Source organism: Bacteroidales bacterium, assembly GCA_041671145.1.
Taxonomy (GTDB): Bacteria; Bacteroidota; Bacteroidia; order Bacteroidales; family JAHJDW01; genus JAQUPB01.
In genome coordinates, this window is sequence record JBAZBZ010000001.1 from 36,906 (window position 1) to 51,633 (window position 14,728).

A 14,728-nucleotide genomic window follows, 5' to 3' on the forward strand; every position below is an offset into this window, starting at 1 on the left:
ATGATATTATGTAAATTTACTAATTTACTTTTATCTGCTTATAATCTTCGTATTTGAAAATGTTTATATATTTATTCTCAAATCCGTTGTTTTCAGTTTTCTGGTAAATATATTTATTCTGAAGGGGATTGGTTTTAATGTTATTTAAATTATTCTGAAAATTTACTCCGTAATCTTTTAATGCTTTCAGAAAATAAAAACATATATCAAAGCCCACAAAGGCGTACTTATGGGGTTCGGTTTTAAAACGGTCTCTGTATTTTATTACAAAATCTTTTACGTTTTCCTGCTCATAATCTACAAAAGTTGTTGAGTATAGCTGTAAATAAAGCTTAACGAGATAAGTAATTTCCATATTATCGAAATGACGCCAGCCCGAAAGTCCGAGAACTTTAATTTTAAAATCTTCAATCCGGCTTGTAAATTCGGGTGGTTCATCTTCTTTCTTATTCGGTTTTTCTATTTCATAGCGGCTGCATAAACTTGTTATAAGATTGCTTACAAAAATCTGATTATTGGAAAGGATTAATAATACATTCTGGGTGTCTTTTATAAAAATTTTATCAAGTCCACTTAATCCGCTTTTGTTATAAGGCAATTCGGTAGCAACAAGACATTTTCCTGAACTATCGGGAGTATTTTTAAAAACGGTTTTAAATTTCTGAAGCATTATTTTTTCGTTTTCGTTATTATCGTTATAAACAATAACAAGGTTGGTGCTATGGATTTTTTTTGCAATATAGCTTGCATACAATTCGAGCTGAACCATCATAGACGGAGTTGCTTTAAAAACGAATGGATTATTTTCCAGAACTTTATTTTCGGAAGTTAAAGGAGAAACGATTTTTATTTCATATTTTTTTGCAAATCCAGCAACGATTTTAAAAGGTGTTTCAAATAAAGGACCTATTATCAAATCCATTTTTTGAAGTTCTGGTTTTCTTAAAATACCTAATGTTTGAACAGAATCATCATTAACTTCATAAACATGAATTTTCAAATTCATTCCTGTTTTCTTCAATGAATCAATCGCTATCAAAGCTCCCTCATAAAAACCAATAAATAAAAATGATTTCTGGTTGCTTGCAATATTTTCTTCGGGATTATCATTTATTTTTATTTCATCGGCATATTGAAGATTAAATGGCACCATTAAAGCAACATCGTAAATGACTTTTAGCTCCGACTTTGTAATTTTTTTTCTGTTAGTATCAGTTATAGCATTTTCTTTCTGCTTTTTATATTTCTCGGGAATTTTAGTTGTAACCGGAATATTTAATATTTGTCCTTCTTTGATTACATCGGCAATATCGGGATTTACCCTTTTTATTTCATCAACAGAAATACCATATTGTTTTGAAATGTTATAAAGGGTTTCTCCCTGCTCAACTTCATGTGTTAAAAAATTTTCTTCTGATTTTGGTTGAGAAATTTTTGATATGAAAGGTATTTTAATTGTTTCCCCTTCTTTCAACTTCTTTTTCAATTCGGGATTTGCTTTTTTTATTTCATCAACTTTAACCGAATATGCCTGAGCAATGGTTGATAGCGTTTGCCCTTTTTCTATTTTATGAATATAGTATTTCTTTCCGCTTATTACTTCTGTTTGGGCTGATCTTGTTATTTTTTGCTTTACTTCTTGCGAAAAAGTAACTACAGAAAAAATAAAATTTATCAGTATAAAGATTATTATTTTTCTCATAATAGTATTTTCAAATTTACAAACTTTTTGTCTAAAAAAAATGATTTTTTATAAACAAAAAATAAATCCTATTGATGTGCTGAATGTTGAAAAATCATTAAACTCGTTAATATCAGTAGAAATTTTATAATTATTATAATCAATAGTATATTTAAATTCATTAAAATTATTTAACAAATAACCAACTTGAAAAGATAATGAAAGTTTTGATGAGATTTTATAATAACATCCCAAAGCAGCTTCTGCTGCTATATTATGACACTTTACTTTTGAATTAAATGCATAAGATGTATTATTAACAAGATTTGAGTATCCTACAGAAACATTAGTGTATATATTAAATTTTTCATTTTCATACGGTTTGTAAAAAATAGTAGGAGCAATGAAGTTTAAGTAGATATCGTCTTGTAATTTATATGTCAATGAAATGGAATCAATTGTTAAACAAAATGAATTGATACTATTATGAAAATATCCAAATTCATATTTTATTCCTATACCTAAATGTTCATTATTATAAAAATGAATAAACGCATTGAAGTTATATCCATTTCTAAGTTTTTGCAGGTAATTTGAATATATTTTTCCTAAATCAGTTTTGGCAAAATTTTTATTTAAAATATGACTATATCCAACATTTAGAGAAAAATAAAAATCTTTATACTTTAATGGTTTTGTTGTTTTGTAAAAATTAAATTTGAATCCAGAAATCATTGAGCTATCTATTATGATTTTTCTTTTATTTTCTTTACTGCCAACTATTATTGTAACTTTATTTTTTTCTATTTTTTTAATTGTACAGTTTACAGAATCTTTTTTATTTATAATGATAATATCTTGAGAAAAACTCAAAGAACTTATAAAAAATAATAAAATTGTTAAATAATTTTTCATTTTGAATGTATTTATTCGTTTTTTATATTTTATTCCCATTCAATAGTAGCAGGTGGTTTGGAACTAATATCATAAACAACCCTATTTACACCTTTTACTTTATTAATAATTTCATTCGAAACTTTTGCTAAAAATTCGTAGGGCAGATGAACCCAGTCGGCAGTCATTCCATCGGTTGATGTTACTGCTCTGAGGCAAATTGCATTTTCATAAGTTCTTTCATCGCCCATTACTCCTACAGATTGAACTGGCAGAAATATTGTTGCTGCCTGCCAAACCGAATCATACAAGTTTTCTTTTATAAGACCTTCAATAAAAATATCGTCAGCTTCTTTTAAAATATCAAGTTTTTCTTTTGTTATTTCTCCCAGAATTCTTATTCCGAGACCAGGACCCGGAAAAGGGTGTCGTTTCAAAAAACTTTCATCAATGCCGAGAATTTTTCCAACCTTCCTGACTTCATCTTTAAACAATGTATTCAACGGCTCTGCAATTTTCAGTTTCATAAAATCCGGTAACCCGCCAACATTATGATGAGATTTGATGGTTGCCGAAGGTCCTTTCACCGACTTCGATTCTATAACATCGGGATATATTGTTCCTTGTGCAAGCCACTTTACATCTTTTATTTTATGTGCCTCTTTATCGAATACATCAATAAATGCTTTGCCAATTGCTTTTCGTTTTTTTTCAGGATTTGAAATTCCTTTAAGCTCGTTTAAAAATATATCTGAAGCATCAATACCGATTACGTTTAAATCAAGTTTTTTATATGAATCAAGAACTTTTTGAAATTCATTTTTTCTCAACAAACCATTATCAACAAAAATGCAGTAAAGATTTCTTCCGATTGCTTTATTTAAAAGAACTGCTGTAACAGTAGAATCAACACCTCCCGACAATCCCAAAACAACTTTATCGTTGCCAAGTTTTTCTTTTAACTCTCTAATTGTTGATTCGGCAAATGAATCGGGAGTCCAATTTTGTGAAGCATTACAAACATCAACAATAAAATTTTTCAGCAATCTTATTCCTTCGGTTGTATGGTAAACTTCAGGATGAAACTGCACTCCAAACACATTTTGATTTTTTAATTCAAATGCGGCAACTTCAACTTCAGGGGTGCTTGCAAGAATTTCGGAATTTTCGGGAATCTTTTTAATAGTGTCGCCATGCGACATCCAAACCTGTGTTCCTTCCGAAATATTTTTAAATAAAATGTTATTTTTATTTATTGATGAAAGATTGGCTCTTCCGTATTCTCTTATTTTTGAAGGTAAAACTTCGCCACCGTAATTTTGAGCAATAAGTTGAGCTCCGTAGCAAACGGCAAGAACAGGCAGGTTTTTTCTTATATTTAAAATATCAATAAATGGAGAATTTTTGTCCCTCACAGAATATGGACTTCCGGAAAGTATTATTCCTTTTATTGTTTCATCAATTTCAGGAAAATTATTGTAAGGATGAATTTCGCAATAAACATTAAGTTCTCTTACCCTGCGCGCAATCAACTGCGTATATTGTGAACCAAAATCGAGAATTATTATTTTTTCCTGCATAATCTGTTTTATATGTATGCAAATTTATGAATACTAATTGATTTGTGGAAAAGTATGTATAATTATTTTTAATATGTTGATAATTTTTATTTTTAATTTATTAACTTTGTTAAACTTATTTAAGTAATGGTTGATTGGTGCTATTACTATATACGACTATATTGCTAAATTGTTTAATTGTTGTTTTGATTCAACAAACCTACTTTTAACAATTTTTCAATATAATAATTAAACAATTTTATTTTAGCATAAATTAAATTTTAACCGTTTTTAGTTTATATAAAAATTACAAAAATTAAGAAATTTTAAATATGCCATATCGCAAGTATATCAGGCGTTATCGTTGGCAGATAAGTTTCAGTTTTATACTTATTCTGGTTTTTATTATTTTAAACTTTATTCATTTTCTTATTTACCGTGATTTTCATCATATTTTTCTCTGGACAATGACAAACCTGGCTTTCTTGCCAGTATATATTCTGTTCGTAATAATAATTCTTGAAGAAATTTTAAATCAGCGCGAAAAGTTATCAATACTTGAAAAACTAAACATCGTTATAGGTACTTTTTTCAGCAACATGGGAACGAACCTGCTGAAAATAACTATAACTGTTGATACAAAAACAGATACTATCAGAAAACTGCTCAATTTAACGCTTGACTGGACAGATAAAGAATATTTGGAAGCAAAAAAAATAATCGGGGATTATAAATCCAAAGTGAAAGTTAAACCTGATGATTTGAAAAAGATATATGAATTGCTTGCGGATAAAAAAGGGTTTTTATTGCACATGCTCGAAAATCCTTATATGGTAGAGCATGAATCGTTCACAGAGCTACTGATGGCAGTTTTTCATCTTCTTGAAGAACTTGCAAGCAGGAATAGCTTTAGTAATTTGCCTGAAACAGATATTGAACACCTGCAAAAAGATATAGAAAGAATTTGCAACCTGATAATTATTGAATGGTTGAATTACCTTATGTCTCTTAAAAAAAATTATCCTTACCTTTATTCGCTTGCTGTGAGAAGAAATCCGTTTAATAAAGACGCATCAGCAATTGTGCTAAAATAAAATCACAATAATTGTTTATTTAGTAATTTTCCTGATTCCATAAGTTTTTTAAAATACTTTTCGCATGCTGATTTCTCGAGCTCTTCAAAATATTTCTGATTGTGCAAATCACTGCCTATAAATTCTATCATATTATTGTCAATAAGCTTTTCAGCTATCTTTTTCGTTGGTAAAGAATAATAACCTGTTAGTGAAATGGCATTAAGTTGAAAATAAACTCCTCTGTCTTTAAGTTTTTGGTAGTGTTCGAAATCGCCGTACCAGTATGGATATCTTTCCGGATGTGCAAGTATTGGCTTATATCCTTCTATTTGCATTTCAAATAAAACCGATTCCAGATTTTCAGGTGGATTGAAATATGCCAATTCAATTAAAACATGTTTATTACCGAAAGAAAGAAATTTTCTTGATTTAAAAATTTCCTCAAAAGAATAATCGAGCAGATACTCAGCAGCAGCATCAACTTCAATGTTTATATCATTTTCATTCAAATGTTTTTTTAGATTATTAAGTCCTGCAATAATTGTTTCATTGGTATTTCTGAATGAATCCTGCATTACATGCGGAGTAATTATTAGTTTTTTATATCCGAGTTCGTGCATATTTTTAATCAGAGCAATGCTTTCATCAATTGATTGTGCTCCATCATCAATGCCGGGAATTAAATGCGAATGCATATCCACAGTGATTTCTGAAAAATCAATGAGTTTGTTTTTTTTCCCAGAACTGAAAATATTTTTAAACATTTACTTTTTATGCTAACGTTTTATATTGTTGTTCATAATATTTCTGGTAATCGCCTGATGTTACATTATTCAGCCATTCTTCATTTTCAAGATACCAGTTAATGGTTTTTTCCAATCCTTCTTCAAATTTTACAGAAGGTTTCCAGTTTAATTCTTTTTGGATTTTTGTTGAGTCAATGGCATAACGCAAATCGTGACCTGCACGGTCTTTCACAAATGCGAGCAATTTTACGGAAGTTTCTTTTGAACGGTTCAATTTCAAATCCATTATTTCACAAAGTTTTTTTATGAGTTCCAAATTTGCCCATTCATTATTTCCACCGATATTATACGTTTCGCCAATTTTGCCTTTATGATAAATCAAATCAATTGCATTGGCATGGTCTTCAACATACAGCCAATCCCTTATGTTTTCACCTTTTCCGTATATCGGAACAGGTTTGTTGTTTTTTATATTATTAAATGCAAGAGGAATTAATTTTTCGGGAAACTGATATGGTCCGTAATTATTCGAGCAATTAGAAATTACAATTGGTAATTTGTAAGTATGAAAATATGCTCTTACCAAGTGGTCGGAACTTGCTTTTGATGCGGAATACGGACTTCGCGGGTCATAAGAAGTAGTTTCCGTAAAACGTCCGGTTGCACCAAGCGAGCCATAAACCTCATCTGTGGAGATATGATAAAATTTTTTATTCTCAAAATGAGCTTTCCATATATTTTTTGCAGCGTTCAATAAATTTATTGTACCAACAATATTAGTATAAATAAATTCAGTTGGATTTGTAATAGACCTATCAACGTGCGATTCGGCAGCAAGATGAATAACTCCATCGAATTTATATTTTTCAAATAAATTTTCAATAAAATCCTGAACAACAATATCACCTTTTACAAATTCATAATTTTGTTTTTTTTCTATATCCCTAAGATTAGCAAGATTTCCGGCATAAGTGAGTTTGTCAAGATTAATAATTTTATATTCAGGATGTTTATTTACAAATAACCTGACTACATGTGAACCAATAAAACCTGCGCCACCGGTAATTAAAATTTTTCGCATATTTAATTATACTTTTTTATTTAATGAAATTTCCCAATCCCACGCCGATTTGAGCATTTCGTTTAAATCTTTTTCGGCTTTCCATCCTAATTCTTTATTTGCATATTCTGTGCTTGCCCAAACTTTTTCAATATCTCCCGCTCTTCTTTCAACAAGTTTATAATTTAATTTTACTCCCGAAACTTTTTCAAATGTTTTAATGACTTCTAAAACCGAATTTCCGTTGCCTGTTCCGAGATTGAATATTTCATAAGCAGATTTATTTTTATTGTTCAATAATCTTTCAACGGCAATAACATGGGCTTTTGCCAAATCTACAACATGAATGTAATCCCTGATACAAGTACCATCGGGCGTATTGTAATCGTTTCCGAAAACTCTTAAAAATTCGTGTTTTCCTATAGCTGTCTGAGTTATGAACGGAACAAGATTATTTGGAATTCCGATAGGAAGCTCACCAATTAATGATGATTCATGAGCACCTATAGGATTGAAATATCTTAGTAATATTGATTTAAGGGATGTTGTTTCTACTGTGTCTGAAATAATTTCCTCTGAAATTTGTTTTGTGTTGCCGTAAGGTGACAATGCTTGTTTTATAGGCGCTTTCTCTGTTACGGGCAATTCATCAGATTGTCCGTAAACAGTACATGAAGAAGAAAAAACAAAATTATTCACACCAAATTCATTTGCACATTTAAGAAGATTAATAAGCGAAAACAAATTATTATGATAATATTTCAGCGGTTTTTCAACTGATTCGCCAACGGCTTTGAATGCTGCAAAATGTATTATCGCATCAATTTTATTTTCTTTGAAGAAAGAATAAGTTTTTTCAAAATCACATAAATCAAATTCCTGAAATTCGGGATGTATATTTGTTATTTTTTCAATAGAATCAACTACTTCATGATATGAGTTTGAAAAATTATCAACAATAACAACATCAAATCCTTTTTGCTGAAGCTCCACTACTGTGTGGGAACCGATATATCCTGTTCCACCTGTTACAAGTATTTTAGCTTTATTCATTTTTAATATCAATTTGTGAAGTGGTGAATTTGTGAATTTTTTATTTAACTGAATTTAATATTACTAAAAGTACACCCACCCATAAAACTTCTCCTAAAACAGCAGAAGTCACATTAATTCCTTTTGCTCTTCTGCTATAGCATTTCAAAAAAATTCTATTATGGTATAATTCTTTATGTTCAATTTTATCTTTATTTGGAGGCTTAGTTGGTGATGCGGCAACTATACCTACGCCTATTACTCCGAACCAAAATCCTGCCATCAAATTGCCAAAAACTCTATTATGATAATTATTAGCATCTTCCTTTCCCCTAAGACATTCGATACAATTTTTATCAAAAATGATTTTTATTTTATTAAAGTTTTCTATCCTTCCATCTTTGTATTCTATTTTTTTTACTAAATTCTTGTCTATTTCAAAAACTATATTATTACCATATTTAGTATATTTAATACATTGGGAATCTACAGAAATAATATTACAAGCAAAATAATCAAAATCTCTAAGATGTATAACATCTTGTGATTTTATTTCAAATGAAACAAATAAAAATATCAAAAAAGAAAAAATTAATTTCATTATATTTTGTTTTGCCACTTCACCTCCTAATCACAAACTCCAATAGTTCATTTCTTTTATTTTTTTACGATAAATGCCTTTTATGTCAACAACTAAGCCATTTTCTTTTGTAATGGATTTAAAATAATTTTCATCCAGTTCAAGATATTTATCGTGATTAACGGCTATAATAACTGCATCATAATCGTTGGAAACATTGTTTGTTAAAGAGATTCCGTATTCGTGTTTGAAATCTTCGGATGAAGCATACGCATCAACAATGTCAACTTTAACTCCATAAGATTTCAATTCATTTATAAGGTCGGGAACTCTTGAATTTCTTATATCACTGACATTTTCTTTAAATGTAGCTCCCATTACGAGAACCTTGGATTTTAAAACATTTTTACCAAGAGCAACAAGTTTTTTGAAAGTTTGCTTTCCCACATAATATCCCATTGAGTCGTTAATAAGACGACCGGAAGTTATAACCCGTGAATGAAACCTGAATTCTCTTGCTTTATGAGTAAGGTAATACGGGTCAACGCCTATGCAATGTCCGCCAACTAAACCGGGATAAAATTTCAAAAAATTCCATTTTGTGCCTGCAGCTTCGAGTACATCATAAGTATTAATTCCCATCCTGTTGAAAATTATTGATAGCTCATTCATCAAAGCAATATTTATATCGCGTTGAGTGTTTTCAATAATTTTTGCTGACTCTGCAACTTTAATTGACGATGCTCTGTGAACTCCTGCTTTTACGACTATTTGGTATGTTTTTGCAACTACATCAAGTGATTCTTCATCACAACCCGAAACAATTTTTATTACCGAAGTTATTGTATGTTCCTTGTCGCCGGGGTTTATTCTTTCGGGAGAATATCCAACTTTGAAATCATTCACTACTTTTAAACCCGAAAGTTCTTCAAGCACGGGAATACAATCTTCTTCGGTACATCCAGGATAAACTGTAGATTCAAAAACAACGTAATCGCCTTTTTTAAGAATTTTACCAATTGTTTTTGTGGCACTTATCAGTGGGAATAAATCGGGAAGGTTATGCTTATCTATAGGAGTAGGCACAGCAATTATGTGAAAAGTTGCATCTTTCAAATCCTCAAAATTTGCAGTAAATTTTATATCACAATTATCAAAAGCCGATACAGGAAGCTCTCCACTCGGGTCTTTTTTGTTCTTCATCATTTCTACTCTGTCGGGTTTAATATCAAAACCGATAACGGAAATCTTTTTTGCAAATTCCAAAGCAATTGGTAACCCAACGTAACCAAGTCCTATAACAGATAACTTGGTTTCTTTTCTCAATAATTTATTATACATGATTATAATTTATTTTTTAATGAATAAATACGTTCAATGATTTCAACTACTTTTAAACCCTCCATTGCGTTTGTTGTTGCAGTGGTTCTTCCTTTTAAAGTATCTACGACGTTTTCTATTATATAATGATGATTAGCAGCAGAACCTTTATAATGTCCGTAATCATTTGCTGGATTTGAAGGAGGTAATACAGGCATTTGATAATTTTTAATGTTGCAATATTCAACTTCGTTCATGTACTGACCGCCGATTTTAACACTTCCGTTGCTTCCGATAATTGTCAAACTGCTTTCCATATTTTTGTCCCATACCGCTGTGGAATAGTTAAAACAACATATTCCTCCACCGAGAAAATTAAAATTAATGGTACCGGAATCTTCAAATTCAGTTAAATTTTCATGATTAAAATTCTGAAATTTTGCCTGAATATCATTAATATCACCGAAGAGCCAATACATGATATCTACAAAATGTGAGAACTGTGTAAAAAGTGTTCCTCCATCAAATTTCTGCGTTCCTTTCCAATTGCTCTTTTTGTAATATCTTTCATCCCTATTCCAGTAACAGTTAATCTGAACAAAATAAATATCTCCGAGAATTTTATTGCCAACAATTTCCTTAATCCATACAGAAGGCGGCGAATAGCGGTTTTGCATGACATTAAAAACATATTTATGTGCTTGCAATGATTTATGAATTACTGTTTCGCAATCGGCTTTTGTAAGAGCCATGGGTTTTTCACAAACAACATGCTTGTTTTGCTCAAGTGCTTTTATTGAATGTTCGGCGTGATAGCCATTGGGAGTGCATACATTCAAAACATCAAATTCAATCTTTGATGAAAACAATTCGTCAATATTTTTTAAAAAAGGAACATTGTAACTTTCGATGCCAAGTTCTTCTTTTGGCTTTATATCACATAAAGCAGCGAGTTCGGATTCGGAATTTCTGCAAATCATTTCTGCATGCCGTTTCCCAATAAATCCACATCCGATTACTGCAAATTTTATTTTTTGGTTTTGTGAATTCATTTTTAAATTTTTAATTTAAAATATAAATTATATCAATTAAGAGCTGAGTTACTTGCAAATAATGCATTTGCATAATGCAAACTTTTATTACGATTATAACATAATTCAAAAAAACCTAAAAACAAATATTCATATTTTTCAAGAAAATTAAAAACTTCCAACCAGTGTGTATGAGAAACGTCATTAATATCAAATCCCACCTCAACATATATGAAATCGATTTTTTTTATTTCTAAACATTCTTTAGCTCCTTTTAATACGTTAAGTTCAAAACCTTCAGTGTCAGTTTTCAATATATTTATTTCAGAAATATTATTTTTTGTAACAAAGGTATCAACTTTTTCAACTTTAACAATTTCGGAAGTTAAAGTCAGATTATTTTTTTGTGTAGTGTTTGCCCTTTCATTCAAGGAATTCCAACGGTCATCTGATTGATGGAAAACTTTAATTTCTCCTTCTTCGGAACCAAATGCGAAATTGTAAGTTTTAATATTATCACAATTTTGAACATTGCAAACAAGTTTTTCAAAAGTATTCTTTATTGGTTCAAAACAGTATATGCACGAATTCTGAAATTTTTTATTAAATTTTAACGCTGTTTGACCTATATTAGCTCCAATATCAAAACAAAGAATGGAATCTTTTTTATTGAAATAATTATTGAAAATGTAATTATTATCCAAAAAAGATAATTGGTTAAAGTTAGTCAATGCATCATAATGTTTTTTTTGAATCAAGGCAAATCCAAACACATTAATAATTTTTTTTATCTGATTTTTTAAATGCACTGCTTTTTAATTTGAAAATTAATATTATGTTCGCTTTTAAAATCCGCCTTTCTTCTTTGAATCTTGAAAGCTCCCGAAATTATTATATTCAGAGCTTTTTTACTTTAGCATTTTCTAATTTATATTTCTCTTTACTTTCAGGACAAACAGCAATTCCTTCATTATTAAAATTCAAACGATGTCCAAATTCACTGAGCCATCCGATTTGCTTTGCTGGATTTCCAACAACAAGAGCATAAGCCGGAATATCCTTTGTAACAACTGCTCCGGCTCCTATAAAAGCAAATTCGCCAATATTATTTCCGCAAACAATTGTTGCATTTGCTCCAATGCTTGCTCCTTTTTTTACAAGTGTTTTAGCGTATTGGTCTTTGCGAATGATTGCGCTTCTCGGATTAATAATATTTGTGAAAACCATTGATGGTCCCAGAAAAACATCATCCTCGCAAACAACACCCGTATAAATCGAAACATTATTTTGAACTTTTACATTGTTTCCTAAAATCACTTGGGGTGAAACAACAACATTTTGACCGAAACTGCATTTTTCGCCAATAACACAATCCGACATTATATGTGTAAAATGCCATATTTTAGTTCCTTTTCCGATTTTGCAATTTTTGTCAATTACTGCTGTTTCATGTGCAAAATAATCTTTTCCCATTTCTATAAACTTTTTAAAGATTCTATCTTCTTAATTTTTATTTACAAATTCTAATATGTTTTTTGTAATATATTCTAATTGTTCATTGTCAAGTTCTGTGTGCATAGGTAAAGAAATTACTCTTTTGCATAAATCTTCGGTAACAGGAAAATCACCATTTTTATAACGTTTATCGCTATACGCTTTCTGCAAGTGAAGAGGCACAGGATAATAAATCATTGCCGGAATTTCTTTTGACTGCAAATATTCCTGAAGTTTTGCACGGTCAATATCTTTTGTTAGCAATGTATATTGATGAAAAACATGAGTTGAATTTTTATAACGTACTGGAATTTTCAATTTTGGATTATTTGCAAATGCCCTGTCATAATAATCTGCTGCAACAATTCTTGCTTTTGCATATTCATCAAGGTATTTTAATTTAACCCTTAAAACAGCCGCCTGAATACTGTCGAGCCGTGAATTTACTCCAACAGCATCATGATAATATCTCACAGTCATTCCATGATTAACTATTGAACGAAGTTTTTTTGCAAGTTCATCATCGTCAGTAAAAACAGCACCTCCATCGCCATAGCAACCTAAATTTTTTGACGGAAAAAAAGAAACACATCCTAAATTGCCTATTGTTCCTGCTTTTTTCTTTGTTCCGTTTTTGAAAATATATTCTGCTCCAATTGCCTGACAGGTATCTTCAATGACATATAAGTTATTTTTTCTTGCAACTTCACATATCGCATCCATATTTACACATTGTCCGAACAAATGAACAGGCACAATTGCTTTAGTTTTCGGAGTAATTGCTTTTTCAATTGCTTCGGAAGCAATGTTAAAAGTATCGGGTTCAACATCAACCAAAACAGGAGTTAACTTTAGTAAAGCAATAACTTCGGCGGTTGCAATAAAAGTAAAAGAAGTGGTAATAACCTCATCACCGGGTTTCAAGTCAAGTGCCATCATTGAAACCTGAAGTGCATCAGTACCATTGGCACACGGAATAACGTTTTTTACATTCAGATATTTTTCCAGAGCGTTCTGGAATAATTTCACTTCAGCACCATTAATAAAAGCAGTCGAATCTATCACATTCTGAATGGAAGTATTTATTTCGTCTTTAATTTTTTCGTATTGACTTCGCAAGTCAACCATTTGAATTTTTTTCATTTTAATTGCATTTTTTTTACTTCAATAACTGCTTTTTCAAATTTGTGCAAACCTACATAAATTTGATATAATAACAAAATCAACAGGAATTTATTGCCTGCAAATTTTATGTGAATTACTAAAGATGTGAATTAACTTATGATAGATATAATTAAATATACAATGATGTATTTAATGCTTCAAGAAAATTTTGGAATTAGCTCAGTTTTGCTGAAAATTAATGTTATTTTCTTGCTGCTTCAAGTGTATTTAAAAGAAGAGCAGCTCTTGTCATGGGACCCACTCCACCTGGAACGGGCGTTATAAAACTGCATTTTCCCGAAACTTCATCAAATTTAACATCACCAACTAATTTTGTTCCCGATTTGGTTTCTTCCGATTCAATTCTGTTTGTGCCTACATCAATAACTATCGCTCCATCTTTCACCATATCGGCAGTAACGAAATGTGGTTTTCCGATTGCTGCAATAATAATATCGGCTGTTTTACAAATTTCTTTTATGTTTTTAGTTTTGCTGTGGCAAAGAGTTACAGTGCAGTTTCCGAAACTTGTATTTCTCGAAAGCATGATACTTAATGGAGTTCCGACTATATTGCTTCTTCCTATTACAACACAGTTTTTTCCTGAAGTTTCAATTTTATATTTTTCCAAAAGTTTTATTATTCCGAATGGTGTAGCAGGAAGGAATTTGGGAGTTCCCGCTACCATTTTCCCGATATTAATCGGATGAAATCCATCAACATCTTTTTCGGGATTAATGGAGTTAATTATTTTTTCAACAGAAATATTTTCTGGAAGAGGCAATTGAACAAGAATGCCGTCAATTTCATTATCTTTATTTAGAAAATCTATTGTTTGTAAAAGTTCTTTTTCCGAAATTGTTTCAGGATATTTATATATTGAGGAATCAAAGCCAACTTCGTGGCAATCCTTTATTTTACTGTCAACATAAATTTTGCTTGCCGGGTCTTCGCCAACAAAAACTGCTGCAAGATGAGGCAATTTTTTCCCGTCATTTTTCATTTTTAAAACTTCCTTAACTATTTCGGCTTTAATTTCATCGGAAGTTTTTTTTCCATCAAGTAACTTCATGATTTTTAATATCAACTAT

Annotated in this window: 14 protein-coding genes; 1 reads left to right on the forward strand and 13 read right to left on the reverse strand. The window is 30.5% G+C overall.

Annotated elements, in window-relative coordinates:
* Positions 1–19 precede the first annotated feature (19 nt).
* Genes WC223_00170 through guaA form a run of 3 tightly spaced genes read right to left on the reverse strand, consistent with a single transcriptional unit; the run spans position 20 to position 4,155 of the window.
* A complete protein-coding gene (locus WC223_00170; protein MFA6922643.1) occupies positions 20–1,702 on the reverse strand; it encodes a LysM peptidoglycan-binding domain-containing protein in 1,683 nt (560 codons plus the stop codon).
* 48 nt (positions 1,703–1,750) lie between these two features.
* Positions 1,751–2,596: a hypothetical protein gene (locus tag WC223_00175; GenBank protein MFA6922644.1), complete on the reverse strand. Its 846-nt coding sequence runs from the start codon at positions 2,594–2,596 to the stop codon at positions 1,751–1,753.
* 29 nt (positions 2,597–2,625) lie between these two features.
* A complete protein-coding gene (guaA, locus tag WC223_00180) occupies positions 2,626–4,155 on the reverse strand; it encodes a glutamine-hydrolyzing GMP synthase (GenBank protein ID MFA6922645.1) in 1,530 nt (509 codons plus the stop codon).
* Positions 4,156–4,466: 311 nt separating this feature from the next.
* On the opposite strand from guaA, the gene WC223_00185 reads away from it, so the two are divergent.
* A complete protein-coding gene (locus WC223_00185) occupies positions 4,467–5,228 on the forward strand; it encodes a hypothetical protein (GenBank protein MFA6922646.1) in 762 nt (253 codons plus the stop codon).
* A 2-nt stretch (positions 5,229–5,230) separates the two neighbouring features.
* Here the strand turns inward: WC223_00185 and WC223_00190 are convergent, their stop codons facing one another.
* The 10 genes from WC223_00190 to folD all read right to left on the reverse strand — a co-directional run bounded on the left by WC223_00190 (position 5,231) and on the right by folD (position 14,709).
* Positions 5,231–5,974, reverse strand: coding sequence for a CpsB/CapC family capsule biosynthesis tyrosine phosphatase (locus WC223_00190; protein MFA6922647.1), 744 nt, complete (start codon positions 5,972–5,974; stop codon positions 5,231–5,233).
* Between the two features lie 7 nt (positions 5,975–5,981).
* Complete coding sequence (gene rfbB / locus WC223_00195) at positions 5,982–7,037, reverse strand: dTDP-glucose 4,6-dehydratase (GenBank protein MFA6922648.1); 1,056 nt, start codon at positions 7,035–7,037, stop codon at positions 5,982–5,984.
* Between the two features lie 6 nt (positions 7,038–7,043).
* Positions 7,044–8,069, reverse strand: coding sequence for a UDP-glucose 4-epimerase GalE (gene galE / locus WC223_00200; protein MFA6922649.1), 1,026 nt, complete (start codon positions 8,067–8,069; stop codon positions 7,044–7,046).
* 40 nt (positions 8,070–8,109) lie between these two features.
* Positions 8,110–8,649: a hypothetical protein gene (locus WC223_00205; GenBank protein MFA6922650.1), complete on the reverse strand. Its 540-nt coding sequence runs from the start codon at positions 8,647–8,649 to the stop codon at positions 8,110–8,112.
* A gap of 30 nt (positions 8,650–8,679) precedes the next feature.
* On the reverse strand, positions 8,680–9,969 hold the full coding sequence (locus tag WC223_00210) for a nucleotide sugar dehydrogenase (GenBank protein MFA6922651.1): 1,290 nt from the start codon (positions 9,967–9,969) through the stop codon (positions 8,680–8,682).
* A 2-nt stretch (positions 9,970–9,971) separates the two neighbouring features.
* Positions 9,972–11,000 carry a Gfo/Idh/MocA family oxidoreductase gene (locus WC223_00215; GenBank protein MFA6922652.1) on the reverse strand — a complete coding sequence of 343 codons (1,029 nt, stop codon included), beginning with the start codon at positions 10,998–11,000 and terminating at the stop codon, positions 9,972–9,974.
* Positions 11,001–11,032: 32 nt separating this feature from the next.
* Positions 11,033–11,788: an FkbM family methyltransferase gene (locus tag WC223_00220; GenBank protein ID MFA6922653.1), complete on the reverse strand. Its 756-nt coding sequence runs from the start codon at positions 11,786–11,788 to the stop codon at positions 11,033–11,035.
* Between the two features lie 88 nt (positions 11,789–11,876).
* On the reverse strand, positions 11,877–12,452 hold the full coding sequence (locus WC223_00225) for an acyltransferase (protein ID MFA6922654.1): 576 nt from the start codon (positions 12,450–12,452) through the stop codon (positions 11,877–11,879).
* A 30-nt stretch (positions 12,453–12,482) separates the two neighbouring features.
* On the reverse strand, positions 12,483–13,616 hold the full coding sequence (locus WC223_00230) for a DegT/DnrJ/EryC1/StrS family aminotransferase (protein ID MFA6922655.1): 1,134 nt from the start codon (positions 13,614–13,616) through the stop codon (positions 12,483–12,485).
* A gap of 223 nt (positions 13,617–13,839) precedes the next feature.
* Entirely contained in the window at positions 13,840–14,709 is an 870-nt protein-coding gene (folD, locus tag WC223_00235; protein ID MFA6922656.1) for a bifunctional methylenetetrahydrofolate dehydrogenase/methenyltetrahydrofolate cyclohydrolase FolD, read from the reverse strand.
* Positions 14,710–14,728: the final 19 nt, after the last annotated feature.

What these genes read in the sequence shown, in the direction of transcription:
- WC223_00170 (MFA6922643.1), bottom strand. Translation starts at nt 1,702, where the DNA reads ATGAGAAAAATAATAATCTTTATACTGATAAATTTTATTTTTTCTGTA.
- WC223_00175 (MFA6922644.1), bottom strand. Translation starts at nt 2,596, where the DNA reads ATGAAAAATTATTTAACAATTTTATTATTTTTTATAAGTTCTTTGAGT.
- guaA (MFA6922645.1), bottom strand. Translation starts at nt 4,155, where the DNA reads ATGCAGGAAAAAATAATAATTCTCGATTTTGGTTCACAATATACGCAG.
- WC223_00185 (MFA6922646.1), top strand. Translation starts at nt 4,467, where the DNA reads ATGCCATATCGCAAGTATATCAGGCGTTATCGTTGGCAGATAAGTTTC.
- WC223_00190 (MFA6922647.1), bottom strand. Translation starts at nt 5,974, where the DNA reads ATGTTTAAAAATATTTTCAGTTCTGGGAAAAAAAACAAACTCATTGAT.
- rfbB (MFA6922648.1), bottom strand. Translation starts at nt 7,037, where the DNA reads ATGCGAAAAATTTTAATTACCGGTGGCGCAGGTTTTATTGGTTCACAT.
- galE (MFA6922649.1), bottom strand. Translation starts at nt 8,069, where the DNA reads ATGAATAAAGCTAAAATACTTGTAACAGGTGGAACAGGATATATCGGT.
- WC223_00205 (MFA6922650.1), bottom strand. Translation starts at nt 8,649, where the DNA reads ATGAAATTAATTTTTTCTTTTTTGATATTTTTATTTGTTTCATTTGAA.
- WC223_00210 (MFA6922651.1), bottom strand. Translation starts at nt 9,969, where the DNA reads ATGTATAATAAATTATTGAGAAAAGAAACCAAGTTATCTGTTATAGGA.
- WC223_00215 (MFA6922652.1), bottom strand. Translation starts at nt 11,000, where the DNA reads ATGAATTCACAAAACCAAAAAATAAAATTTGCAGTAATCGGATGTGGA.
- WC223_00225 (MFA6922654.1), bottom strand. Translation starts at nt 12,452, where the DNA reads ATGGGAAAAGATTATTTTGCACATGAAACAGCAGTAATTGACAAAAAT.
- WC223_00230 (MFA6922655.1), bottom strand. Translation starts at nt 13,616, where the DNA reads ATGAAAAAAATTCAAATGGTTGACTTGCGAAGTCAATACGAAAAAATT.
- folD (MFA6922656.1), bottom strand. Translation starts at nt 14,709, where the DNA reads ATGAAGTTACTTGATGGAAAAAAAACTTCCGATGAAATTAAAGCCGAA.